Raw genomic sequence first — 24,557 nt, 5'->3', positions numbered from 1 at the left:
GTTGTGCCAGGCTGCGTTTATTACCATTGCTTCCGTGAAATTTGCGTCTACAAACGCCTTCACATTTAGATTCGTGTTGTTAAAGTGTTGATGATACCTTACTCAGGAGTATCCTCAGAAAAACTGCCACGCTGTGTCTGTGCCACAACAATTCTATTCCGTTCGGCCGAGCTGGCGGTCGCCGCTTAAAATGAATCGAAATGAGGTTTATTTATGACGGGTTGGTCACTGGTTTATTCGCGCTACAACCCGGAGTGCGAAGGGCTTCGCGAAGCGCTCTGTACCCTCGGTAATGGATACTTTGCCACGCGAGGCGCTGCGCCTGAAACCCGTGCCGACAAAGTGCATTATCCTGGCACATATCTGGCTGGTGGATATAACCGCCGGCGAGTAGAAGTCGATAACGAAATGGTCGAGAACGAGTCGTTGGTCAATCTGCCCAATTGGCTCAGGCTCAGTGCCCGCCCAATGGATGGGGATTGGTTGCATCCCGACCAGTTGAAACTGATCGACTTTCATCAAGTGTTGGATATTCACGCCGGCGTGTTAACCCGAGAACTACTCTATGAAGAGCCCAATGGCCGTCGCACCCGGCTTCGCGAGCGCCGGTTGGTACACATGCAACACCATCACTTGGCCGCCCTGGAATGGGAGCTAACTGCGGAAAACTGGTCCGGCGAGATTGAAATAGTGTCGGCACTGGATGGCGGGGTCATCAACGATAACGTGGCCCGCTATCAAGCGGTGGAGGGCTGCCATTTAGAGCACGGAGCGTCTGAAGCCCAGGGCAACATCCTGCGCTTGAAGGTGGAAACCACCCAATCGGAAATCCGCCTTGCGCAAACGGCGCGGCATGAATTTTACCGTCGGGGTGATCGCTTCGATCCGGAGTCCCAGACCGTATGCGACAAGGCCTATGCAGCAGCGCATTATACCTTGAATCTATCGAAGGCTGAGCCGCTACGTATTGAAAAAATTGTTTCCCTGTACAGTTCGCGGGATTTTTCCATTAGTGAAGCGGCGGGAGAAGCCGATCGAGCAATCGCTAATGCGGGTAACTTTGCATCCTTGCTAGACAGTCATACCGAGGCTTGGGCTCAACTCTGGCGCCGCTTCGATCTTCAGTTACAACACAATGATCCTCAGGAGGGTGAGCGCACCGAGATGATTCTGCGGCTGCATGTTTTCCATCTATTGCAAGTCGCGTCACCCCATGTACGAGATATGGATGTCGGTGTGCCATCCCGGGGATTACATGGCGAAGCTTATCGTGGCCATATACTTTGGGATGAGCTATTTATCTTTCCTCTGTTGAACTTACGTATTCCTGAAGTTACCCGGGCCCTATTGCACTATCGGTACCGCCGCCTGGATGAAGCTCGCTTGGCGGCGCGCGAAGCTGGCTATCGAGGAGCCATGTATCCCTGGCAAAGTGGCAGTAATGGCCGTGAAGAATCTCAGCAGCTGCACCTCAATCCCAAGTCTAATCGCTGGATTCCAGACCATTCGCATTTACAGCGGCACGTCAACAGCGCAATCGCCTATAACATTTGGCAATACTATCAAGTCACTCAAAATTGCGAGTTCATGGCCTATTATGGGGCGGAAATGCTGCTGGAAATTGCCCGCTTCTGGGCCGACAAAGCCAGCTACAATCCAGAGCACGGTCGTTACGAAATCTGTGGTGTCGTGGGGCCTGACGAATTTCACGAAAAGTATCCCAATAGCCCTGAGCCGGGGCTGAATAATAATGCCTATACCAATGTCATGGCAGTGTGGGTACTGGCTCGAGCGCTTGAATTGCCCCGCATTGTACCTGAGGAGCGTTGGCGCGAATTGTGTGAAACGCTGAACTTACACGAAAATGAATTCGCCCATTGGGACACCGTGAGCCGGGGGATGCGGATCGTCTTCCATGACGACGGCATCATTAGTCAATTTGAAGGTTACGGCCAGCTTAAAGAGTTAGATTGGGAAGGTTATCGGCAGAGTTATGGCGACATACATCGCCTCGATCGAATTCTGGAGGCGGAGGGCGATAAAGCCGATCGATATAAAGCATCCAAGCAAGCGGATGTGCTGATGTTATTCTATCTATTCAGCACTGAAGAGCTACAGGCATTGTTTGAACGACTGGACTACCCCTTTGATCCACAAATCATTCCGCGCAACATTGACTATTATCTACAACGCACTTCCCATGGCTCGACACTAAGCCGGGTTGTGCATTCACGCGTGCTGGCACGCTCCGATCGCCGCCATGCCTGGCACTTGTTCTCCGAAGCTTTGGCGAGTGATGTAGCGGATATTCAAGGGGGCACCACTCAGGAAGGAATTCATCTGGGAGCGATGGCCGGCACGGTGGATCTGGTTCAGAGGGCCTTTACCGGGTTAGAGGTGCGGGAGGACGCGCTGTGGCTCAACCCCTTGTTGCCGGAGACTTTGCAGCATCTGCGATTCGCTATCCGCTACCGAGGCCACTCGCTGCGTCTCGCCATTAATCACGAGCGAATGTCCATTACCAGCCTTACCGCCAACGTTGCGCCGATCTGCATCGGTTTTCAGAATGAGCGCCATTCCTTGCAGGGTCAAAGCGAGTTGACTTTTACCTACCACCGGTAGGGACCGACAAGATACCGACCGCTACCACCAACGCCGGGTGCGTAACCTGTTGCCGTGCTGGTGGCACTTGCAGTAATTTCTAGCTTATTGAGTCCAAAAAAAACAAAGGTATATGAGGCAAGCTTCATCTAGATTGGAGAATAAGCCAATCAATGTGTGCGCCAGTCCCTCGCCCCTTGGCGTCAAATCGCTTATGGTTTGATTCATTCTTCGACTCTCTGGTCAGGTTCCCCATGCTCAAAGCGAAGTACCCCCTCATTGTGATGCTCTTCGCTCTACCAATGAGTTCACAAGCTCTGACTCAGAGCGGCTGCTTCGCTATGGCAGGCACCTATTACGAGCAGGTGTATTGCGAGCTTCAGGCTCGCGGCGATAGCCATGGCCTGCCCCCCATGTACGAATTCCGGCGCAACGATACCACCACCCAGGCATTGCTGTTGCGCCGCCCGGCGCAACGGGCGGGCATTGATGTGCCCATGCCAGGCGCCAGGGAGCGGCACCCGAGCCAGCCCCGCCGCGAAGCGAATATTCCAGAACCGGCAGAACCCCAGCCGTCCCATGACAGTACCAAAACGGCCAGTTCCACCCACTCGCTGGCTGGTTGCCATATGGACGGTACCCGCATCGACTGTGACGGGCGGCAGTACCAACTGCTGGGCAACCAGAATAACAACCAACTTGAACCCGGAGCGCTGGAACCGGACAACGCCCTGAATTTGCCGGTATTTCAGGGCAACTTGAATGATAAGGCCGCCGTAAATGCGTATTTGCATCGGGCGTACCAGCGCTATGTGGAGCAAATGATCGCCATTGGCCTGGGTGGAGTAACCATGACGTACGGTCGTTTTGCATTTTTGTTTGAGGATGTACAAGAAAAAGGCTTGGATTTTGGCGACCGATTTGAAACCATGTACGGCTTTTTAAAGCAGGATAAACGCCGCTCGGCGGTCAGCGAACAGCTCAACCCCGACCCGCAACTGCGTATCGAGCACTGCGACCGCCTGAGCGACCAGCTGTTGGTGTGCAGCCGGGGAGGGCGGAACCGGGTGTTTCGCGCCCGGTGACGAGCGCCTTCGCTTAGCTCGACGCGCCTGCCAATAGCCGTACAGGGACCCAATGCTCTATCTTTTCACGATTTTTGTCAGTGCTTTTCTACTGTTTCAGGTTCAGCCACTGATCGCCAAACTGATACTGCCATTGTTTGGTGGCGGCGCAGCGGTGTGGACCTCCTGCCTGCTGTTCTTCCAGGGGCTGTTGCTGGCCGGTTACTTTTACGCTCACTGCCTAACGCAACTAAAAAACATTCGCGCTCAAGTAGCCGTGCACGGCGCTTTGCTGGCTGCCAGCGTTGCTTTTCTTCCTATTGGTATCCCAGAAACCGCCACCGCTCTGGCAGGCGGGTCGCCTTTGGCAGGCATACTAATGCTACTGATGGTCTCGGTGGGCCTGCCGTATTTGTTGTTGTCAGCCACCGGGCCCCTGGTGCAACGCTGGTTGAGTTACGAAAACGTCAACAAATTGCCCTACAAACTTTATTCGCTCTCCAACGTGGGTTCGCTACTGGCGCTGCTGAGTTACCCATTTTTGTTTGAACCTTTGTACAGTCTCGCCGCCCAAACGGCGTATTGGTCCCTAGCCTATGGTGTGTTTGTGCTGGCCATCGGCACGCTGTGCGTGCGCTTGTACAGGCATCACCCCAATCTAACCTCCGGCCCCAAATCCCTGGCTAGTCAAGTGGTGGTCAACAGCAAGAGCCAAACCGCGCTCTGGTTATTGCTCTCGGCCACCGGCGTAGTACTTTTGGTGGCCACCACCAATGCCATGACTCAGGATGTACCACCTGTGCCGTTTCTGTGGGTGCTGCCCCTGAGTCTTTACTTGCTCACATTCATCATCAGTTTTCACAGCCCACGCTGGTACGTGCGCTGGTATTGGTTCGCGCTATTTTTTATCAGTGCCCTGGCGGCGGTGTTGATGTTCTTTATTGGGACCTTGTTCGATATTTTTTCCCAGGTGGGGATCTACTCGGTGATTCTGTTCTCCGCGTGTATGATCTGTCACGGAGAGCTGGCGCGCCTGAAACCGGAGGTGGAACGACTCACGCTTTTCTACCTGATGATTTCCCTGGGCGGCTTTTTGGGTACGGCGTTGGTGGCTTTTGTGGCAACCAAACTATTTACTAGCTTTCTGGAATTCCCGCTGGCGGTATTTGCGGTGTTTGCGCTATTCAGCGCCAGCATATACTGGCACCGGCATTCCGCCCATGAACCTGTCGAGCCTCACAGTCAACGGCTGTCCCATTTCAGCGTGGGTTCATTGGTCGTGATTGCAGGTCTGTTCTTCTATATGAACTCCCTGTTTGTGGAGAGCGACGTGGCCGCCACCCGTAATTTTTACGGCATCCTGAGCGTAAAAGACGTGGAAGTACAAGGCCGACGCGAACGCCGACTGGTGGACGGACACACCTCCCACGGCGCACAGTCACTGGAGCATGATGACCAACACATTCCCATGAGCTACTACCGGGAAAACACCGGCGCAGCCCTGGCCCTGGAGTACAGCTTCCCCGACACCTCGATTAGCGTCGGGCTCGTCGGCCTCGGCGCGGGAACTCTAGCCGCTTACGGCGAGACCGGGGACTACTACCATTTTTACGAAATCAATCCGGCTGTCATACGCTACGCCCAACGCTACTTCACTTATCTGGAAAACAGCCGAGCTGAAGTCGACATTACCCTGGGGGACGCACGCGTATCCCTCGCGCGGGAACTGGAAGAGCAGGGCAGTCAGCAATACCACGTGCTGGTCGTGGACGCCTTTTCCGGTGATTCCATCCCCGCGCACCTGCTTACTCAGGAAGCCCTAGCTCTGTACCGCGACCACCTGGCTCCGGACGGGCTGATCGCCTTGCACATTTCCAACAGTCATTTGGATTTGACCCCGTTGGTGCGCGGGCTGGCCCAAACTCTCAACAAACAAGCTGTGTACTTCGAAACCTCAGCCACCGGTCATGCCATCGACGATGCCAAGTGGGCCATCATTACCAACAACCGGAAGTGGCTAAACCATCCTCAAGTTTTACACCACATAACTCCCTGGCCCGCCCGTGCGGACGATCCCATAGTTTGGACGGATGACTACAGCAATCTGCTTTCGGTCTTGAAATAGAATAGGTACGAGGGCACACCAATGGGCATGGAGTGCATATTGTTTGAGAGGGTTGGGGCGGTTACGCCCTTTTTATTCTGTCCTTACCTCGAGCCGGAGGCAGCTTATCCGGCTGAGACTCTTTGGCTAGAATATATTGGAGTTCAGTCCAACAATGATTAAATTATTAGATATTAATGATCTCAAAAAAGAAGATATCTATCAGATATGGGAGGCTGTATCTCGAGGGCCAAGCAACCGGTTTGTAGGTAATGTCGCTTGGTCTTTTGAGGGCAACGGGATACGCACTCGAACGACCTTTCTTCAAGCCTTTCAGCGGCTTGGACTGCCTTATGTGGAGCTGCCCAACTTCCTGAAGACGGGTGAGTCGGTGGAAGACCTGGCGGGTTACATGGACTCGTTTTACTCCCTGTACGTGATCAGGGAGGATAATCACGATAGGCTGGCGGAGTTTGCAGCAGCCAGTTCACGACCTGTGATCAATGCGATGTCCAGCGAGGCGCATCCATGCGAAGTGCTAACTGATTCATTTCACTTGTACTCGAAGTATGAGTCCTTGCAAAAGCTCCGAATACTGTTGTGGGGTCCACCCACTAATGTCTTCAAGTCATGGCATTCGCTTTCTCGGGTCCTAGGTCTTAACGTCACACAATACTGTCCCGCTCATTATCACAACTCTGAAGAGGGTGTTGTGTATTCTGATCGCCTCGAGGGACGGTTCGATATAGTGATCACGGATGCTTGGCCTACCCATTTCTCGGACAAATGCTACTCACTTTCCCAAGAGATACTTGAAAATCTCGGCGATCCAGAGCTCCTGCCAACGCCACCTGTCACCGTCGGTAAAGAGCTGCTTTTTGCTCCCATTAAATATGGAAATTTCTCCGGGTATAGTCAAAAGGCGTTACTTTTGCCGGTACAAGAGTCTATTATTGCACACGTAATTGAGGAAGATAGCTCGCAACGAGAAAAGTAAGAACAGCGCAAATTGCATCGATAGGCAGAAGGTAGTAAGCGTGGCAACTATAGGCGGCAAGATCGCCATTCTGACCCCGGTTAGCCTGGTAGTAAATCGGAATTAACATTTTCAATATGCTATGCAACGGAGAAAGACAATGAAAAAAATAATAGCGCTTGGTGCAATCGTGATTTTCATGACCGCATGTTCAATAAAGCAGACACTTGAGCCCGCTCAGTTAGCCTCTGATGCCGATGTCTGTGTAGTAAACAATCCTAAGGTTAGGGACGGGGTTCTGTCGGCAATGAGTGATGTTTTGGCCGAAAAAGGTGTGGCGTATCGTATCGTAGAAAGTGACGAGTCTGCCGCTTCCTGCGATTGGAGAATTAAATACACAGCCAACTGGCATTGGGATCTGGCAGTGTATATGACATATGTACGAATAGATGTCTATTACAAAGAATCCTTGGAGGGGTTTGCCGAATACGATTCTAGAAGAGGTGGCGGCCGCTTAGACAAATTCATTGATGCTGACGCTAAAATTCGAGAGCTGGTTGAGGAGCTTATTCAAAGGGAATATGCGTTTCTTCTTAATAGGTCCTATGGTTAAAACAGCCAAGCTCATTGGTGGGTGATCTCTTGGCTGAGGGTCCACCCGCCTATTTGTGACGTCCTCACCTATTAGCCTGGTGGAGTCTGTGCGTGGATTTAATCGACGAATATACAGCCCAACAACGCTGGCGAAATTGGGAGCGGTATCTTCAGTACCTTCCTGTTCGTGACGGAGGCCATGTGATTGATTTGGGTTGCTCGGTGGGTGGAGTCACCGATTTGCTTTCTTCCAGGGTAGGGTGGGTGACGGGTGTTGATCTCAATAATGAATTTATTAAGTTTTGCGAGAAGAAGCGTCGCCCGAACCAATCCTTCACCTGTGATTCTTTCGAGAGCGTGGATTATGAGGCAATTGGTCCCATATCCGGAGTGTGGGCAAGCTTTTCTCTTTCGTACCTCGAAAATCCTCAGAATTTTTTGACGCGCATACATGATGCGCTGGAGCCGGGTGGTTGGGTTGCACTGGTAGATGTGTCGTGCTTTTTGTCTGGCAATATGGCTCGGGATGCCCGGCATCATGACTCAGTAAGAGAGTTTGAATTGAACTCTTGGAAGTCCGGTCACTATGACTTTGATTTTGGCTCTAAGATGGAGTCTATGTTGAAGCTGGCGGGTTTCAACGTTATTCACTACGACGACAACGTCACCGATGCCGAGCTGAATGACTCCGGGCCAGCGAGTAGAGAGGTGATAAATAACTGGCGGGCTCGGCTGGAGCGTCTGGATGGATTGCGCAATGCTTTTCCAGTCGCCTATGAGGAAGTGTGCAGTGAAATTTTGTCTTTTATCAGTTCCCCACCGCGGACTAAAAGAAACAACGTAAAATTTGCAGTTGGTAGAATTACCTAACCAGAGCTCGCGCTTAGGGGGTATGTACAGCAAGTTGTTATATGTTGTTTTTATTTTCCGAGGAACACTAGTTGGGCGGCGCTCCTGGTGCGAAGCCTGGCGGGGTGGCCGGGGGTAAGCCCGGCCTAGTTGGTTCCCGCTCAGAGTTAATAGAGAAACAGGGCGCCATCTCGGTAACCGCTGCTGTCCTCCTGATCACCACCAATCCCCGAGGCGCTGCTGTTGTGATGACGTGCAGTAATGGCCAGGGTTTCTCCATCTGATGTTAGCGCAAGGCTCTCGCCAAAGTAGATGGAGGTTTGTGGGTTATAGGGCGGCTTAACAAACGAGTGGTACTGCCACTGTTCGCCATCGTGTTCGAACAGGTGCACGGCGCCGTTGTTGCCCACGCCCGATTCCTCGGGGTCACCGCCAATCCATTCGGCTGCGCTGCTGTCATTACGTGAGCCAATGGCCAAGTGGTTGCCGTCGCCCGATAGTGCTACCGCATAGCCGACTTGGACATGGGCTAAGATCGGGTCAGCCTTGACCTTTTGGGCGAATTGCCAAGCGCTACTTGAATCTCCGCGGTTATAGAGATAAACCGCACCGGAATTGGTCCCTTCTTCATCGTCACCTGTCGCACCCACAGCCAGCGTGAGACCGTCATGGGCGAGGGAAATGCTGGTACCGAAACGGTCACCTAGCTCCACATCAGACGGTTTCAACTGTTGCGCGAGCGACCAGCTGCCGTTGTGGGTGAACACATAAACGGCACCGCTGTTTTCGTCGGGATCCGGGCCCGGACTGCCGTAGGGCTGCATACTGGCACCTACCAGGAGCATGCTGCCGTCGACAGACATTGCCAGGTTTTCTCCAAAGTTGTCGTTCTCCCGGCCGTCATCAGCGGTCAGTCGCTGAACCTTGCTCCAGTTGTCGCCACTGCGGTTGTAGATGTACACACTTTCTTCGGTGAAACTGTGGTTGGCACTGACCGCTAGAGTGTCGCCATCACCGGCGATGGCGATACCCGTGGAGAACCAGTCGTTCTCCTGGTCGCCGTCCAGATCCGCATTGGTGGTAAAGCTGGCCTGCTCGACCCAGGTGTTGCCCATCCGCTCGAACACGTAAGCGCGTCCTTCGTGATTGCTGCCACCATTTGCGCCCACGGCGATGGTTGAGCCGTCGGCTGACAAGGCTAGGGCTCTACCAAAGCTGATGGACTCGGTCGGGTCATCGGGCCAGAAATGAGCTAGCTCCGCCCATTCGTCATTGGCATCGCGCTCAAAAACAATCACCGATCCCCGAACGTCGCCTTCTCCCTGGAGTGCGCTCACGGCCATCACTTGACCGTCTGCGGAGAAGGCCACGTCGGTGCCAAACTCCATTTCTTCAATATTGTTTGAGGGCTTTACAAAACCCACAGCCACAGCCAACTCGTCGCTGTCCACGGCCAATTCCTCGGATTCGACACACCCGCCACTGGTGCAGGCTTCTAACTTATAGCGGGCTGTCAAACGCTTGGGTAGGTACACCTCGTGATCGTAGGCGGTTTCACCACCGACAATGGTGGCCACTTGTTGATAGTCTACCTCCGGATCAGGTTGCTCCAAAAGGCTATACTCGGTAGCGCCGCTGCCGCCGTTCCAGGTGAAGGCGAGAGTTTTGATCGGCTCTGGCGTTAGAGTGAAACCCGTTACTGCATCGGGCTCATCATCAGCGGGCAGGTCACTGTGATAGGCAAGGCTAATGGCGGGGATCAATGGCTCACGGCAGTTATTGCCGGTTTCCAGGCAGAAGCTCTTCGCCAGCTCGCCTTGTTCCGGTTCTATAATATAGCTGGAGGTAATGACCACCTGTAAGTGCGTGCGACCCTGGGCGAGGGCGGTGGCGATCATTTCACTGGCATCGAAGGCCCACCAGGGCTGTTCCATGCCTCCGCCCATTATCTCGACAACCTCGTAGCCCTGTGTATCATTGCCCACAAAAGTGCTATCGGCTGGCTCACCTTCCCATTCCGTCATGACGGCCCGAACAATATTGTTCTGGTGGCCTTCGCCAGCAATTTGATGGCTGTGCCAACGCGCCGCCAATAAACCACCATTAACCACTTCCTGAGGCAGATCCGATAGATCGTAACTCAAGGCGATCTCATACTGGGTCCAATGGTCCCCGTCGCGGTTAGTCCCGAGCAGGGCGACGTCCACCGCCTCAGGCTCCAACAGCTGGCTGTCTGACGTTCCGCCCAGCTGGTGGCCGGACGTTCGCGCCCAATTCTCAACCGCCACACCAAAGTCCATGCCCAGGCTGGCATAGGCGGCAAATAGCCGCGGAGCGACCGGCTCGTCGTTGGCGGCGCGACTCATCACATGCTCGAAGGTAACCACATCACAGGCCACGTTGGCATAGTAAAATTGGGCGCTGGCGTCCTCTGCCGAGTTGCCACTTAAGAGCAGGGCTCCGTTAGATTCAAAGCCTCCGCCAACACATTCACTGGTCTCCAGGTAAGCACTTTCCCCAAGCTGCAATATAGCTCCCAGGTCCGGATGGAAGCTGATGGCATCGATTTGTGGCTGCTCCGTTGAGAGCGAGTAATTGTGCACCACCCAATAGCGATAAGTAGTTTCCGTCGCTTCGTGTGTTAGATCGACGGCGATATGCAGGTTGTCCATCGCGGCGTCCAGCCCGATAGCACCACTCAAGAGGAAGACTTCATCCCGCCAGAACAGGTCGACGCTAGTCAGCTCAATTACATAATCAAACGGCGTCCCGTCACTGGTATGCCAATCGATTTGCCCGCCAAAATCAATTACGCTGTTATCGGCATTGGACACTTGTACGCAGTCACTAACGGACTGGGAAGGTGCCTGTGCGCTGCGCCCTTCGCCTGTCGTACAGTCGCGCACATCGAGAAACGCCAACAAGTCATCCGGTGCATGACCTTGCGCTTGCAGGACATCGTTGGAGATGACATACGGCACAACCATCACCGCATTGCCCAACTGAGCGGAGTCCACTAGGCGTACATGCTGCGTGCCCGCTGCACTGGGAGCGGCCCAGTCTGTTTCGCCATCGTATCTTTCGGGGTACGCCAGATCTTCGGCGGCATTAAAAATACTGGCCGGGCCATCAGTTGGGGACGTGGGTTCCTCATCGCCATTGCCGTTAGCTGTATCACCGTTATCAATATCCGTTTGATCGCCAGTGGGCGGTGGTTCTCCGCCGTCTCCGCTACTAGATCCGCCGCAACCCACAAACAACAACGGAATAAAAATTAGGATTCGATATAACCAAGCGCGGCAATGATTAGGCAGCATGGAGTATTTCTCCTTGTTGACGTTATTTATTGACGTTCCCGCTGTAGTGTAACGCGCCAAAAAAAGGTTTTCAAAAATTCGGTATGTAGTGGTTGTAAATGAAGCGGGACGAACTGGAAGTGATGTCCTTTTATCATTGTCTGCGCTTTATGCTGACTTCTAGGTTGCGCCAAATATTCACTAAGTCGGCTATTCTGGCGGCGCAAATGCATGGCAAATTGGAATGTATGCGTTGCAAAACGCATGTTATCGTTCAGTGCACATCACGGAACCATGCCGTAGAGAGTGTATCCCAGAGCTGCATTCAATTTGAAAAAGACTGCTCGGGATGGCAGCGGGTGTTGATCTCACTATTTAACTTCGGGAAGTCAGGGAGTTATGACTTTGATCTAGGTTCTAAGATGGAGTCTATGTTAAAAACGACAGGCTTCATTATTCACTACGAAGACAACGTTGCCGAAGCAAAGCTGAACGACTCCGGGCCAGCGAGTAGGGAGGTGATGGAAAACTGGTGCGTTAGAATGACGCGGCTGCAGGGGTTGCGCGATGAATTTCCAGAGGTCTAATAAGAAATATGCGAGGAAGTTCTAGCCTATCTCAGGTCAACTTCTCGGACTAAAAAAAACAATGTTAAGTTCGCTATGGGTAGAAAAATCTAATTCAAGTTTGCCTCCATTATAGCCTTCCTGCTGGTCAACGTTCTGTCCCCGATGCGGGTATTGCATAAGCCCGAGTTGAGAAGCCTAAACCGGGACGCGATAGCGCGACCTCTGTGGACCGCGAACCGCTAGTGTTCCAGCCGCAGGGGGTTTATTCAACTGTCCGCCTTCCCTTGAGCCAGGACAGTAAAAGCGGCAGTTATACCCAATATTGAGTATGTCGTTTCACCGTGCTGGTGTTATATTCAGCGCCATATCCTTCCTGCACGAGTGCATTCCTATGATCAGTATTCTTTTCCGTACCCGCAGTGCGTGGGTGACTAGTGTATTGGTGTTATTGCTGTCCGCTTGCGGCGGGGGTGGCGGAGGAGGTAAGGACGGAGGTGGCAATCTGCCGCCAGGTGGGGGAACGGACACAAGCTACCAAGTAACTCTATCGGCTTCGCCTGTAGCGGGCGGGTTGACCTTCGGGGGCGGCTCCTACCTGTCAGGAGCCAGCGCCACGGCCATGGCCACGCCAGCCTCCGGTTACACCTTCTCCCATTGGAGTGAAGGGGGTAACCAGGTTTCCACCAGCGCGTCCTATGCTTTTTCAGTGACCAGCGCGCGCACCCTGGTTGCGCATTTTAACAATGGAACCGGTGGCGGCGGGGCGAGCGGCTACACCGTGGGTGGCAACGTGTCCGGCCTTACCGGGTCGGTGATGCTGCAGAACAATGGTGGAGATACGCTAACGGTCTCCGCCAACGGCAACTTTGCTTTTAGTACGCCCATTGCCGAAGGCGGCAGTTATGAGGTGAGCATCTTCAGTCAGCCCTCTGGGCAGAGCTGTACGCTGAGCCAAGGTAGCGGATCCGTGGGTACCTCTAATGTAACCAACGTGAGTTTGGTGTGCTCAACGGCCGTGGTTAAAAGCTGTGCGGACTATGATTCTTCCGGACAGTCTCCAGTGGTGCAAAGCGAAGCCTACGCCACCTTATACAACTTCACCTACGACTCGTCCGTATGGGTGAATAGCCCCACGGGCCGGCGGCCTGAAAATACCCTGGTTGAAGGTCCGGACGGCAACTTCTACGGCGTGACGTACTACGGTGGTGAAAACAGCACCGGTTACAACGCCAACGGGGTGATCTTCCGCATGACGCCAGCGGGTGATGTCTCCGTCATGCATACGTTCTACTTCATGCCGGAAGCTGGGCTGCATGGCATCAACCCCTACGCTGGTCTGACGCTGGGAAGCGATTGCCATCTTTACGGTACAACCCGTTCCGCCTATGGTGGCGACCCATCGCCCTCAGGTGCGGTGTTCCGCATGAGCCTGGAGGGGGATTTAACCTACTTGGCACCATTGAATATTGTCGAGACGGGCTCTGATCAGAGCTATCCGCTCACGCTTGGTAGCGACGGGAACTTCTATGGAGTCATGAGTCGCGGTGGAGCCTACAATAGTCAGCGTACGCACACCGGCACCGTTTTTAAAATGACGCACGCTGGTGAGATTACGCTGCTGCATTCTTTTGACCAGACCAATGGTGGAACACCCAACGGCCCGTTGGTCGAGGGCGAGGATGGCAATTTTTACGGAGTTACCCGAAGCGGTGGCGCGCACAGTAATGGCACCGTGTTCCGTATTACACCGCAGGGAGAGCACACAGTGCTCAAGGCTTTTGATCAAGCTTCCGGCTACTGGGCCGAGGGCGGGTTGGTTGTGGGGCCGGAAGGTCATTTGTACGGTACCGCCATGTACAGTGGTCCCAATAACGCGGGCACCGTGTTCAAAATCACGCCTGCGGGCGAGTTTAGTCTCGTGCATTCCTTTAAAGTGGTTGAAGATGGCATGGTTTGTAACTGCGGTTTGAGTACCCCTTCGGGGGCGCTCGTCTTGGCGGACGATGGTCATTTCTACGGTATAGCCTGGGGTGGCAGTAGTGGTCCTTACATGCATTTCGGGGGCGCGGTGTTTAAAATGTCTGTCGAGGGTGAAGTTTCGGTGGTGACTTACTTTCCCGCAGGCGGAGCTTCAAGTTCATATGGAATCATTCAGGGTAGTGATGGCCATTTTTACGGCACATCGTATAGTGGGGGAACGGATTCCGTAGGTACTTTGTTTAGAATATTGAAGCCTTAGGAAATTGGGCGAGGTGGAGCCACCTCGCCCAATTTTTACGCTCCCGTACAGGCGGGAATCCATGAGGAAAGATAATCGCGGACGGCAGATTTATCTTGGAGTTTGATACCGCTGTTTCCATTCCTCGTAGGGCATTTTGTAAATCTGCTCCCGGGCCGCTTCTTTGGAAATGTCGACGCCTCGCTGTTGAGCTTCTTCCATGTACCAGCGGCCCAAGCAGTTGCGGCAGAAGCCGGCCAGTTCCATTAAGTCGATGTTCTGAACGTCCTTGCGACTATCCAGGTGATCCACCAGGCGTCGGAAGGCGGCGGCTTCAATTTCGGTTTGCGTTTGTTCATTCATAGTGAATTGGTCCCTTTGCCTGAACTAGGAAGTAAGGCGTTCCAAAGCCCACTCTCGACTCGCGTCATACTCTTTTGGCAACGGTAGCGTACGCAACCATTGGGCAATGACTTTTGGGTCCGGGTGTTGCAGGTTAATATGGCCCATTTTACGGCCCGGCTGACACACTTTGTTGTACCAGTACAAACGAGCGCCCGGAACTGTGAGCCATTCTTTTTGATGCTCCATACCCAGCAAATTCACCATGGCGGTGGTGCCGCGCTCATGGGGTTTCGGCATGGGCCAGCCCAGCAGCGCCCGCAGGTGCAATTCAAACTGACAAATGGCCGCGCCATCCTGAGTCCAGTGGCCAGAGTTGTGCACACGTGGCGCCAGTTCGTTAATGAGCAGTTGATCGCCCACCAAAAAACATTCCATAGCCATAACACCCACGTAATCCAGGTGCGTCATAAGTTTGGTGAGCATGGCCTCGGCAGCCGGTTGCAGCGCGGCGAAACGTTCCGGCTGATTGAGGCTGACGGTGAGTACGCCTTGGCGATGGTAGTTTTCAGTCAAATGATAAAACACGCATTGACCATCGCGCCCACGTGCGCCCACCAGGGAAACTTCGGTATCGAAGGCAATAGCGGACTCAGCAATGGCCTCGTTTTTCCAACCGGGCAGGGCGGTATTCTCTGCCGCCTTAACACGCAGTTGGCCACGCCCATCGTAACCGCCGCGGTCAGTTTTGAGCAGAAAGTCTGGGCCGAGGGTGTTGTGCACATCCTCGGCGCTGTCGGAAACTTTAGGTCGGCACCAGGGCGCGGTGGGCAGTTGCAGTTCGTCCAGCAGCGTCTTTTGAAGTATTCGGCTCGGCAGCGTATCCAGGGTTTTGGCGTTCTGCCACCCGGGGTGCTGACGCAGGGCGCGAGTACCCTCGTTGTCCGGCCAATGTTCGCTCTCTACCGTAATCAGTGTGTCCGGGGCGGGTTGCTCCGGAGCCTGAGGGTCCAGCAATTGTACGTTGGCGCCAATACGGTCACCGGCGCGGCGCAGCATCCAGCCGAGCTGGCCACGGCCGAGGATGGCTATGGGTTGAGTCATATCGGAAGATCCAGGGAACTGTTGTCGAGCACGGCGTTGGTTTGGTTTTTGCGCCAGCTTTGAAAGCGCTCGCGCAGGTCGGCGTCGTGCAGGGCCAATACCTGCGCCGCCAGCAAACCGGCATTGGCGGCACCGGCTTCACCAATGGCCAAGGTGCCTACGGCGATGCCTTTGGGCATTTGCACAATAGACAGCAGACTGTCCATGCCATTTAACGCTTTGCTTTGTACCGGAACACCAAAGACCGGCAGGGTCGTGATGGCCGCAATCATGCCTGGCAGATGCGCTGCACCGCCGGCGCCAGCCACGATCACCTGATAGCCCTGCTCTTGAGCGGATTCGGCAAAGTCGTACAGCTTTTGGGGTGTGCGGTGCGCGGAGACGACTTCCGCGTGCCAGCTTACGCCCAACTCGGTCAAAAGCTCCGCGGCTTTGCTCATGACCGGCCAATCGGACCGCGAGCCCATCACAATGGCAACATCTGCCGTCATCTGTGTTCTCCTTATTGCGTTAGTAACACCACCCACTGCTGGTACAGGGGTATGCCGATCAATACGTTGATCGGGAAGGTAACGCCCAGTGCGGCCAACATGGCCAGGCCTATATCGGCCTCAGGCACGGCGGCGCGAATTGCGGCCGGGGCGGCTATGTAGGAAGCACTCGCCGTGAGCGCCGCCAGTACCAGCAGGCTTCCCGGGGGCAAGCCCAACCAGAGTCCCACGCCCAAACCGACCCAAGCCAGCGCAAAGGGCGCGAGGGAGGCGAATAATAACAGGCGCCAGTGCTGTAAGGGGAGGGGAAAGCAGGCTCTGGCCGTACAAATTCCCATTTCCAGCAGAAAAAGTGCCAAAAAGGTGGTAAATCCGCCCATTAGCGTCGGGGTAATAGGTGCCAAACCCTCGGGGCCGTAGATCCAACCAATGATTACGCCGCCGACCAAAAGCAACACGCTACGACTGGTAAGAGCCTCGTGCCAGACTTTGGCCGAAGTGCTTCCCGCGCCTTTCTGGCGCTGATACCACCAGAGCATAATCACCAGAGCGGGCACTTCCAACAATACCAAATAGAGGGTGGTCTCTGGAGCCAGCTCCATGCCCGCGCTTTGAGCCAGCGCCAGCGCCACCGCGAAGGTACCCGCGCTTACTGAACCGTAGTGAGCGGCGATACTTACGGCATTGGCGTTGTCCAGGCGTACCAAGCGAGTCAATAAAGGAAAGAGAACGACGGGGATGATCAACCCCAAAGAGCCGATCAGCAGCAGATCCCAGAGGGCTGAGCCCTGCGCCTGCCCGTGCAGTGCCAGGCCGCCTTTCAGACCAAGGGTAAGCATTAGCAGGATGGAAAGTGTTTCGTAAACGGCGTGGGGAACCTTGAGGTCCGATTTTAGCAACCCAGCCACCAGGCCCAGGGCGAAAAATGCGATCACGATATCCGGCATAGTATCCTCTTGGAAGTAGTGTCCTCTCGAAAGCTCCGTACCTCGGCCTAGACAGATTTGCGGCCAGGCTCCGGCGGGTGGCGATTATCCCGACAGAAGGCTATTATGGATAATAAAATTTATGCTTGTCTTAAATAGATTATTATCTATGGCCTGCTTGTGTGGCCAGTTGAAGGAAGTGATATGGATCTGCGGCACTTAAGTTTCCGCTTGTTACAGGTGTACTTACAGGTGGTGCGTACCGGCAGCATCTCTGAGGCGGCGCGCAGCTTGCACTTGACCCAGCCCACAGTTTCCCTGCAGATGAAAAAGCTTACCGAAACTGTAGGCGAACCTCTACTGGAGATGCAAGACGGCAAGCTGGCCATGACTGCGGTGGGCAGTGAGTTCTATCGCGCCACCTGCGATGTGATGGGCCGCTTTGAGGATTTTGGCCATACCCTTGAGGAAGCGCGGCAGGGGCAGTGGGGCCATGTAAAACTGGGTGTGGTGACAACCGCCAAGTATGTGATTCCTCGTATTTTGGGCGGTTTTTATCAGCACAGGCCAAAGGTGGATATCACGCTGAACATTGGCAACCGGGCGCGGATTTTAGAGCGGTTCTCCAATCAGGAGGACGATCTCTACCTGTTCAGCCATCCGCCCAGCGGCCAACACGTGCGCGCTACCGCCATCATTCGCAATCCCTTGCAGTTGATCGCGCCCAAAGGGCATTGGGCGGCAGAGCGGGAGGCAGTGGATTTCAGCGAGCTAAAGGGCGAGCGCTTTTTAATGCGCGAGCCCGGCTCCGCTACGCGTATGGCGTTCGACACCTGGCTGAGCGCCCGAGGGCTGGAGCTGAACAACACCCAGCAAATCGAGAGCAATGAAGTCATTCGGCTGTCGGTGGCGTCGGGTTTGGGACTGGCGGTACTGTCCGCTCACACGCTGGACGAGGGCCGGGAAAAGCTAGTGCAATTGCCCGTGCAAGGTTTCCCACTGGAGAGCAACTGGTACTTGGTGAGCCGGAGGGACCGCCGCTTGTCACAAGCCGCACAAGCATTGGTGGAGTATATGGCCACCGATCTTACCAGGTGCATTGAGCCAGCTTGGGTTTCAGAAGACTTGAGGAAGCTTTTAGGCCCGGGATAAGCTGATCGTTAAAGGAGGGTTGAGCCAATTATCATATTTAAACCCAGTGCTGTATGTGAAATATCCCGCTTCCTGCGCTATCCTCTCCTATTTTAATCAAGCGTTTCATCCACGGACCGAGAGAAAACTCCATGATAATAACTTTCGAGCATCACCTTCGGACGCGCCAATGGCTTGGGCGGCTACTGGCATGCCTTACCCTGGGCCTGCTGGCTGCCTGCCAATCCAATACCACACCGAAAGACGAGGTCGCCCTGGCTGACGCTCAACCGTTGGAGTTGTGGTACGCAGAGCCTGCTGACGACTGGCACGCCGCGCTACCGGTGGGCAACGGCCGTTTGGGTGCCATGGTGTACGGTGGAGTGGAGCGAGAAAGACTACAGCTGAACGATGATACCGTGTGGGCTGGTGGCCCTCAGAATAACGTCACGCCATCAATCAAACCGCACCTGGAACGCATTACCGAGCTGGTGTTTGCCAATCGCCACGAAGAGGCTCAAGCCCTGGCAAATGAGCACGTACAGTCCACTAACGATGGCATGCCCTATCAAACAGTGGGTGAGCTGATCATCGATAACAGGCACTCTGGCACCGCGGAAGACTACCGGCGCTCTTTGGATATCGGCCAAGCCATCTCCACCGTTCGTTATACAGTAGGGGATGTGACTTACAAGCGGGAGGTGTTTTCAGCCCTGTCCGCACCTGTGCTGGTCACGCGCCTCAGTGCCAGCGAAGGTGGCCAACTGGACCTGGATTTAGGGTTCACCAGCCCTATGGACCACCAAGTGAGCGTGGATCAAGATCGCCTGCGCCTGGACGGCCGCGGAACTGATCACGAAGGCGTTGAGGGCAAGATCCGCTACACGGCTTTGGTTAATCCGGTATTGGAAGGTGGCACCCTGGAATCCACAGACGATGGTTTGCGTATTCGTGGCGCTGATAGTGTGACTCTTTACACGGCCATTGCCACCAACCATGTGAGTTACAACGATGTATCCGCCGATCCAGGTGCGCGCGTAGAAGCGCATTTAAAAGAAGCGCTGGCTCAGCCCTACGAACAGATTCGAGCCGCGCACATCGCCGCTTACCGGGAGCAATTCGATCGCGTGCAACTGGATTTGGGCGCGCCGCTGGATCAACCTACCGACCGGCGCATCGATCAATTCAACCATCAAGATGACCCGCATCTGGCCGCGCTGTATTTTCAGTTTGGTCGTTACCTGTTGATCAGCAGCTCCCAGCCCGGTACGCAGCCTGCGAATTTGCAGGGCATTTGGAATCGGGATCTCACACCACCGTGGGACAGTAAATACACTCTAAACATTAACGCGGAAATGAATTACTGGCCCGCCGAGCCAACGAATTTGTCCGAGCTGCATGACCCGTTCTTCGCCATGCTGAAAGATTTGCGCATCACCGGGCAGGAAAGTGCGCGCGAACTGTACGACGCCGACGGTTGGATGGTGCACCACAATACCGACATCTGGCGCATCACCGGCCAAGTGGATGGTGCTTATTTGTGGGGCCAGTGGTTGGGCGCGCCCGCCTGGTTAACTCAACACATCGGTTACCGTTATCACCACACGGGTGATCGGGACTTTTTGGCGGAATACTATCCGGTACTGCGTGACGCCGCTCGCTTTTACGTTTCCATTCTGCGTGAGCATCCAGAGCATGGTTGGCTGGTTGTGGTGCCCAGTAATTCACCGGAGAACGACTACTTGCACCGGGACGATGGTGTTGAAGCTTCCATTGATGCCGGTACCACCATGGATAATCAACTGGTATTTGATTTGTTTTCCTTGGTCATGGAAGCGTCCGACGTGCTCAATAAAGATAAGGATTTCGCACTCGAGCTGGCGGCGTTGCGCGAGCAATTACCGCCCATGCAAATTGGTCAGTACGGGCAATTGCAGGAATGGTTGCAGGACTGGGACAGCCCGGACGACAAACACCGCCACGTGTCTCATCTGTACGGAATACATCCGAGTAACCAAATTTCCCCTTACCGGCACCCAGAGTTATTCAGCGCCGTGCGTACCAGTATGGAGCATCGTGGTGATGTCTCCACCGGCTGGGCCATGGGTTGGAAAATCAATATCTGGGCGCGTTTGCAGGATGGCAACCGTGCCTATCGCTTACTGGATAATCAAATCAAATTGATACACGGCGACGGTGGTTTCGAAGCCGGGGGTACTTACGTCAATATGTTTGCAGCACACCCCCCCTATCAAATTGATGGCAACTTTGGGGTAACCGCCGGCATTGCGGAAATGTTGTTGCAAAGCCATGACGGCGCCATTCATTTGCTACCGGCGTTGCCGGATGCGTGGCCGGAAGGGCGGGTGAGTGGCTTGGTCACACGCGGTGGGTTTGTGATTGATATGAGTTGGCAGGAGGGCAAAGTAAGCGAGCTAACCGTTCATTCCCGTCTAGGTGGGCCCGCGCGTTTGCGCTTGCACTCTGATTTGAAACCGCAAAGTCGAGTGCGCCTGAAGCCGGTTGCCGAAGGTACGGTGCCGGCCAACCCATTGATGCAAATCCCGGTCATTGCCGAACCGCTTATTCACAACCCCGACGCCGTCGAGCCCGTGGACATCAAGCCCAGCCAGTTGGTTGAGTTTGATACTCAGGCCGGGCGCAGTTACCGCTTCACTTTCTAAGGGACAACGGGCCGCAGGGACGCGACCAACTGACACATACAGGGTCAATCCGCGTGAGTCTGTGGCGCGTAGCGGTAATGCCCGTCGATAGGATAAGCAAACAGAATATTCTCCAACTCTGGTCCGCGCCCCATGTTGTGAACAATCAACGGGGCGCCCGTGGCCGGATCGAGCTCATCCACCACAATGCCAATGTGCGGCAAATTGCCGGGTAGCATCCACGTGACCAGGTCACCGGCTTGATAATTGTCGGGATTGTTGGACACAGGCAGGGAGGCGCCCTGGCGCTCGAAGTATCGCCGCAAATTCGGCACTCGGCGGTGATCAATATTGGTGTCCGGGCGCTGTAAGCCCCAAATGCGGCGGGAAGGATAGTCATCAAAATTAGCCGCCATATCCTCATGGACCCGCAGTTGTAGATCTTCCCCCAGGGCGCGGTAGGCCCGAATCACCACATCCGTACACACGCCGATATCGGCCGGCACATCACCATTGGGGTAATCGATCGAGAAATACGATGGGTCGTAGCGCACGTTTTGTTGGGTCTGCAGGTGGGCGGCTTGGACCAAGTCGTCCTGAAAGGCGGCGACATTCACCGCAAGTAGTAAAAGTGTGAGTAAAAGCGGGGCTTTCATGGCATCGCTTCCTTCGAGTCAGTTTGTTATTGGGCCAATGGTACACAAATGGGGCCGGTGGAGTCTGCACCGCCTTGACGCTTTACCGAATATACGAAATACCGTATATTCGTTTTATCGTATATCTATGGTAAACCAGTCATGTCTACGAGCATTAGCCCGGTCGAGCTTTTCAAGTGTCTTGCCGATGAAACCCGCACAAAAATGGCTCTGCTCATCGAGAGCGAAGGGGAATTGTGCGTGTGCGAGTTGACCTGCGCTTTGGATGAACCTCAGCCTAAAATCTCCCGCCATCTGGCATTGCTGCGCAATGCCGGCTTATTGGCGGACCGACGCCAGGGGCAATGGGTGTATTACCGGCTGCATCCGAGTTTAGACACGTGGGTGCTGGAGGTTTTAGCTGTTACAAGAAAGAGCAATGCCCAATGGCTAAAGGAACAAGTTAAACGGTTGCAGGATATGGACGGGCGACCGCAAAGGGCGGCGGTTTGTTGTTAACGCATTAACGCCTTCATCATTCCCGCTGTTTTTACCACGCAGTCTTCATTGTCGAGGCGAGTGCAATTTTTCCATCCAAATTTAGGAATCAATTATGGCCATAAAAGTAGGTATCAACGGTTTCGGCCGTATCGGGCGTTTAACCATGCGCGCGGCTTGGGATATGCCAGAGCTGGAGATCGTACATATCAACGATCCGGCGGCGGATGCAGCGACCTACGCCCATTTATTGAATTTTGATTCAGTACACGGGCGCTGGCAGCACGAAGCTCAGGCAGAAGGCGAAACGATTGTTATCGATGGCGCTCGCGTGTCCGTCACACAAAATAGAGCCATTGCCGATACCGACTGGTCCGGCTGTGATGTAGTGATTGAAGCCAGTGGCAAGATGCGCAAGACCGAGCTGCTCAATGCCTACCTGGATCAAGGCGTAAAACGTGTTGTAGTCAGCGCGCCGGTCAAAGAGCCGGAGGTACTGAACGTGGTGATGGGTGTGAACGACCAGCTGTTTGATCCCGCCAAGCACCGAATTGTTACGGCGGCATCCTGCACGACTAACTGTTTGGCGCCGGTGGTTAAAGTCATTCATGAGAAACTTGGCATTCGCCACGGCTCCATTACCACCATTCACGATTTGACCAACACCCAAAGTATTCTGGACCAGCCTCATGCTGATCTGCGTCGAGCCCGTGCCAGTGGCATGAGTCTGATACCGACCACCACCGGCTCGGCGACTGCCATTACAGAAATATTTCCCGAGCTCAAAGGCCGCCTGAATGGCCACGCGGTACGCGTGCCTTTGGCCAACGCCTCCTTGACCGATTGCGTGTTCGAAGTGGAGCGCGCGACCACCGCTGAAGAGGTCAATCAGTTCCTAAAGGAAGCCGCCGACAATGAGCTTAAAGACATTCTCGGCTATGAAGAGCGGCCACTGGTTTCCATCGACTACAAGACCGACCCACGTTCTTCCATTGTTGATGCCTTGTCCACCATGGTGATCAATGATACTCAGGTGAAAATCTATGCCTGGTACGACAATGAGTGGGGTTATTCCTGCCGCACCGCCGAACTGACGCGCAAGGTTGGGCTGGCGTAAGGAGCTTACTATGCTGTCGCTCGCAACACTGTCGCCACAGATTCGCCAGTACATGGTGGTTACGGGCAACTATTGGGCGTTCACGCTTACGGACGGCGCCTTGCGCATGTTGGTGGTGTTGCATTTTCATAGCCTAGGCTACACGCCGCTGCAGATCGCCTCGCTGTTTTTGTTTTACGAAATCTTCGGGGTAATCACCAATTTAGTGGGTGGCTACTTGGGCGCTCGACTGGGCTTGAATCGCACCATGAACATAGGCTTGGCTCTGCAGGTAATCGCCTTGCTTATGCTAACGGTGCCCACAGCGTGGCTGACGGTGGTGTGGGTCATGGCGGCGCAAGCAATGTCCGGAATCGCCAAAGACCTCAATAAGATGAGCGCCAAGAGCGCCATTAAATTGCTGGTGCCCAATGAACAACAAGGCACTTTGTACAAATGGGTGGCGATTTTAACCGGCTCAAAAAACGCTTTGAAAGGTGTTGGCTTTTTCCTGGGCGGTGCGCTGCTGGCTTTGTTGGCGTTTCGCGGCGCGGTGCTGGTCATGGCGATCGCTCTCGCGATGGTTTGGCTGGCGAGTCTGTTTCTGCTGAAACAGGACTTGGGAAAAGCCAAGGCCAAGCCAAAGTTTAAAGAGCTGCTATCCAAAAGCCGGGCAATTAACGTTCTTTCTGCAGCTCGGTTGTTCTTATTCGGAGCGCGCGACGTTTGGTTCGTGATTGCCTTGCCGGTCTATCTGAGCACAGTATTCGGTTGGGATCACTGGATGGTGGGTGGGTTTCTCGCCTTGTGGGTAATTGGTTACGGAGTGGTACAGGCCTTTGCACCCATGATTACCGGTAAGAGCTCCAGCGCACCGGGCCGCGGCGCGGCCTTCGGCTGGACCGCGGTGCTGGCACTGCTGCCCGCGATTATCGCTTTCGGTTTGGGGCTTGGTTTTTCGCCGCAACCGGTTCTAATCGGTGGCCTACTGCTGTTTGGCGCTGTGTTCGCGGTCAATTCCAGCTTGCACAGTTACCTGATCGTCTCCTACGCCAAAGAAGATGGCGTATCGCTGGACGTCGGTTTTTACTATATGTCCAACGCCATGGGGCGCTTGATTGGCACTTTGCTGTCAGGATGGGTTTTTCAGGCCTATGGCCTGGAAGCGTGTCTGTGGGTCTCCGCAGCGTTTGTGGCACTTGCCGCCGCTATTTCTCTTGCTCTGCCGTCACACCAAGAGGTTGAAACAGCTTCCCCAGAATAGCTGAGGTGAGCGTTACTACCCTGTTCGGCGAGCTTGCCCATTGGCCCCGGGCGTTCGCCCCCTCCAAACCCAAGGTATCCTTTTCACGTAGTTCAATAGTAACCTTAGCTTCTTTCGTCTGAATTCAGTGGGCCGT

19 protein-coding genes are annotated in these 24,557 nt (G+C 54.4%); 13 read left to right on the top strand and 6 right to left on the bottom strand.

Annotated features, from left to right (window positions below):
* Positions 1-213: 213 nt before the first annotated feature.
* From RBH33_RS14000 to RBH33_RS13975, 6 genes are all read left to right on the top strand, one after another.
* Positions 214-2,622 (top strand): glycoside hydrolase family 65 protein, encoded by a 2,409-nt coding sequence (locus RBH33_RS14000; protein WP_306732834.1) that lies wholly within the window; start codon positions 214-216, stop codon positions 2,620-2,622.
* A 281-nt stretch (positions 2,623-2,903) separates the two neighbouring features.
* Complete coding sequence (locus RBH33_RS13995) at positions 2,904-3,686, top strand: hypothetical protein (RefSeq protein ID WP_306732833.1); 783 nt, start codon at positions 2,904-2,906, stop codon at positions 3,684-3,686.
* Between the two features lie 52 nt (positions 3,687-3,738).
* Entirely contained in the window at positions 3,739-5,790 is a 2,052-nt protein-coding gene (locus tag RBH33_RS13990; RefSeq protein WP_306732832.1) for a fused MFS/spermidine synthase, read from the top strand.
* Positions 5,791-5,944: 154 nt separating this feature from the next.
* Positions 5,945-6,766 carry a hypothetical protein gene (locus tag RBH33_RS13985; RefSeq protein WP_306732831.1) on the top strand — a complete coding sequence of 274 codons (822 nt, stop codon included), beginning with the start codon at positions 5,945-5,947 and terminating at the stop codon, positions 6,764-6,766.
* Positions 6,767-6,905: 139 nt separating this feature from the next.
* Complete coding sequence (locus tag RBH33_RS13980; protein ID WP_306732830.1) at positions 6,906-7,358, top strand: Sbal_3080 family lipoprotein; 453 nt, start codon at positions 6,906-6,908, stop codon at positions 7,356-7,358.
* 92 nt (positions 7,359-7,450) lie between these two features.
* Complete coding sequence (locus tag RBH33_RS13975) at positions 7,451-8,209, top strand: class I SAM-dependent methyltransferase (protein ID WP_306732829.1); 759 nt, start codon at positions 7,451-7,453, stop codon at positions 8,207-8,209.
* Between the two features lie 146 nt (positions 8,210-8,355).
* Here the strand turns inward: RBH33_RS13975 and RBH33_RS13970 are convergent, their stop codons facing one another.
* Positions 8,356-11,505, bottom strand: a complete 3,150-nt coding sequence (locus RBH33_RS13970; RefSeq protein ID WP_306732828.1) for an FG-GAP repeat protein — start codon at positions 11,503-11,505, stop codon at positions 8,356-8,358.
* A 410-nt stretch (positions 11,506-11,915) separates the two neighbouring features.
* On the opposite strand from RBH33_RS13970, the gene RBH33_RS13965 reads away from it, so the two are divergent.
* Positions 11,916-12,071 carry a hypothetical protein gene (locus RBH33_RS13965; protein ID WP_306732827.1) on the top strand — a complete coding sequence of 52 codons (156 nt, stop codon included), beginning with the start codon at positions 11,916-11,918 and terminating at the stop codon, positions 12,069-12,071.
* A 373-nt stretch (positions 12,072-12,444) separates the two neighbouring features.
* Positions 12,445-14,292 (top strand): choice-of-anchor tandem repeat GloVer-containing protein, encoded by a 1,848-nt coding sequence (locus RBH33_RS13960; RefSeq protein ID WP_306732826.1) that lies wholly within the window; start codon positions 12,445-12,447, stop codon positions 14,290-14,292.
* 90 nt (positions 14,293-14,382) lie between these two features.
* On the opposite strand, the gene RBH33_RS13955 is transcribed toward RBH33_RS13960, so the two are convergent.
* The 4 genes from RBH33_RS13955 to RBH33_RS13940 are packed head-to-tail and all read right to left on the bottom strand — an operon-like array spanning position 14,383 to position 17,155.
* A complete protein-coding gene (locus tag RBH33_RS13955; RefSeq protein WP_306732825.1) occupies positions 14,383-14,634 on the bottom strand; it encodes a DUF1244 domain-containing protein in 252 nt (83 codons plus the stop codon).
* 24 nt (positions 14,635-14,658) lie between these two features.
* Positions 14,659-15,717: an ATP-grasp domain-containing protein gene (locus RBH33_RS13950; protein WP_306732824.1), complete on the bottom strand. Its 1,059-nt coding sequence runs from the start codon at positions 15,715-15,717 to the stop codon at positions 14,659-14,661.
* Positions 15,714-16,208 carry a 5-(carboxyamino)imidazole ribonucleotide mutase gene (gene purE / locus RBH33_RS13945; protein ID WP_306732823.1) on the bottom strand — a complete coding sequence of 165 codons (495 nt, stop codon included), beginning with the start codon at positions 16,206-16,208 and terminating at the stop codon, positions 15,714-15,716. The genes RBH33_RS13950 and purE overlap by 4 nt, the downstream gene beginning before the upstream one ends.
* Before the next feature lie 11 nt (positions 16,209-16,219).
* The gene (locus tag RBH33_RS13940) at positions 16,220-17,155 is read right to left on the bottom strand and encodes a sodium-dependent bicarbonate transport family permease (RefSeq protein ID WP_306732822.1); all 936 of its coding nucleotides are present in this window, start codon (positions 17,153-17,155) and stop codon (positions 16,220-16,222) included.
* A gap of 183 nt (positions 17,156-17,338) precedes the next feature.
* Between RBH33_RS13940 and RBH33_RS13935 the strand changes: the two genes are divergently transcribed.
* Together RBH33_RS13935 and RBH33_RS13930 are read left to right on the top strand one after the other, a co-directional pair.
* Complete coding sequence (locus RBH33_RS13935; protein WP_306732821.1) at positions 17,339-18,286, top strand: LysR family transcriptional regulator; 948 nt, start codon at positions 17,339-17,341, stop codon at positions 18,284-18,286.
* Positions 18,287-18,417: 131 nt separating this feature from the next.
* Positions 18,418-20,949: a glycoside hydrolase family 95 protein gene (locus RBH33_RS13930; protein WP_306732820.1), complete on the top strand. Its 2,532-nt coding sequence runs from the start codon at positions 18,418-18,420 to the stop codon at positions 20,947-20,949.
* A 44-nt stretch (positions 20,950-20,993) separates the two neighbouring features.
* On the opposite strand, the gene RBH33_RS13925 is transcribed toward RBH33_RS13930, so the two are convergent.
* Positions 20,994-21,584: a DUF1287 domain-containing protein gene (locus RBH33_RS13925; protein ID WP_306732819.1), complete on the bottom strand. Its 591-nt coding sequence runs from the start codon at positions 21,582-21,584 to the stop codon at positions 20,994-20,996.
* 141 nt (positions 21,585-21,725) lie between these two features.
* On the opposite strand from RBH33_RS13925, the gene RBH33_RS13920 reads away from it, so the two are divergent.
* From RBH33_RS13920 to arsJ, 3 genes are all read left to right on the top strand, one after another.
* A complete protein-coding gene (locus RBH33_RS13920; RefSeq protein WP_306732818.1) occupies positions 21,726-22,082 on the top strand; it encodes a metalloregulator ArsR/SmtB family transcription factor in 357 nt (118 codons plus the stop codon).
* Between the two features lie 94 nt (positions 22,083-22,176).
* Positions 22,177-23,178 (top strand): ArsJ-associated glyceraldehyde-3-phosphate dehydrogenase, encoded by a 1,002-nt coding sequence (locus RBH33_RS13915; RefSeq protein ID WP_306732817.1) that lies wholly within the window; start codon positions 22,177-22,179, stop codon positions 23,176-23,178.
* A 10-nt stretch (positions 23,179-23,188) separates the two neighbouring features.
* Positions 23,189-24,421: an organoarsenical effux MFS transporter ArsJ gene (gene arsJ, locus RBH33_RS13910; protein WP_306732816.1), complete on the top strand. Its 1,233-nt coding sequence runs from the start codon at positions 23,189-23,191 to the stop codon at positions 24,419-24,421.
* Positions 24,422-24,557: the final 136 nt, after the last annotated feature.

The organism is Marinimicrobium hydrolyticum (assembly GCF_030848505.1).
GTDB lineage: Bacteria > Pseudomonadota > Gammaproteobacteria > Pseudomonadales > Cellvibrionaceae > JAVDDU01.
This window is presented reverse-complemented; position numbering and strand designations above follow the sequence as displayed.

Excerpts from the sequence above, each read along its gene's own strand:
- RBH33_RS14000 (WP_306732834.1), top strand. The coding sequence starts at position 214 with ATGACGGGTTGGTCACTGGTTTATTCGCGCTACAACCCGGAGTGCGAA.
- RBH33_RS13995 (WP_306732833.1), top strand. The coding sequence starts at position 2,904 with ATGAGTTCACAAGCTCTGACTCAGAGCGGCTGCTTCGCTATGGCAGGC.
- RBH33_RS13990 (WP_306732832.1), top strand. The coding sequence starts at position 3,739 with ATGCTCTATCTTTTCACGATTTTTGTCAGTGCTTTTCTACTGTTTCAG.
- RBH33_RS13985 (WP_306732831.1), top strand. The coding sequence starts at position 5,945 with ATGATTAAATTATTAGATATTAATGATCTCAAAAAAGAAGATATCTAT.
- RBH33_RS13980 (WP_306732830.1), top strand. The coding sequence starts at position 6,906 with ATGAAAAAAATAATAGCGCTTGGTGCAATCGTGATTTTCATGACCGCA.
- RBH33_RS13970 (WP_306732828.1), bottom strand. The coding sequence starts at position 11,505 with ATGCTGCCTAATCATTGCCGCGCTTGGTTATATCGAATCCTAATTTTT.
- RBH33_RS13965 (WP_306732827.1), top strand. The coding sequence starts at position 11,916 with ATGTTAAAAACGACAGGCTTCATTATTCACTACGAAGACAACGTTGCC.
- RBH33_RS13960 (WP_306732826.1), top strand. The coding sequence starts at position 12,445 with ATGATCAGTATTCTTTTCCGTACCCGCAGTGCGTGGGTGACTAGTGTA.
- RBH33_RS13955 (WP_306732825.1), bottom strand. The coding sequence starts at position 14,634 with ATGAATGAACAAACGCAAACCGAAATTGAAGCCGCCGCCTTCCGACGC.
- RBH33_RS13950 (WP_306732824.1), bottom strand. The coding sequence starts at position 15,717 with ATGACTCAACCCATAGCCATCCTCGGCCGTGGCCAGCTCGGCTGGATG.
- purE (WP_306732823.1), bottom strand. The coding sequence starts at position 16,208 with ATGACGGCAGATGTTGCCATTGTGATGGGCTCGCGGTCCGATTGGCCG.
- RBH33_RS13940 (WP_306732822.1), bottom strand. The coding sequence starts at position 17,155 with ATGCCGGATATCGTGATCGCATTTTTCGCCCTGGGCCTGGTGGCTGGG.
- RBH33_RS13935 (WP_306732821.1), top strand. The coding sequence starts at position 17,339 with ATGGATCTGCGGCACTTAAGTTTCCGCTTGTTACAGGTGTACTTACAG.
- RBH33_RS13930 (WP_306732820.1), top strand. The coding sequence starts at position 18,418 with ATGATAATAACTTTCGAGCATCACCTTCGGACGCGCCAATGGCTTGGG.
- RBH33_RS13925 (WP_306732819.1), bottom strand. The coding sequence starts at position 21,584 with ATGAAAGCCCCGCTTTTACTCACACTTTTACTACTTGCGGTGAATGTC.
- RBH33_RS13920 (WP_306732818.1), top strand. The coding sequence starts at position 21,726 with ATGTCTACGAGCATTAGCCCGGTCGAGCTTTTCAAGTGTCTTGCCGAT.
- RBH33_RS13915 (WP_306732817.1), top strand. The coding sequence starts at position 22,177 with ATGGCCATAAAAGTAGGTATCAACGGTTTCGGCCGTATCGGGCGTTTA.
- arsJ (WP_306732816.1), top strand. The coding sequence starts at position 23,189 with ATGCTGTCGCTCGCAACACTGTCGCCACAGATTCGCCAGTACATGGTG.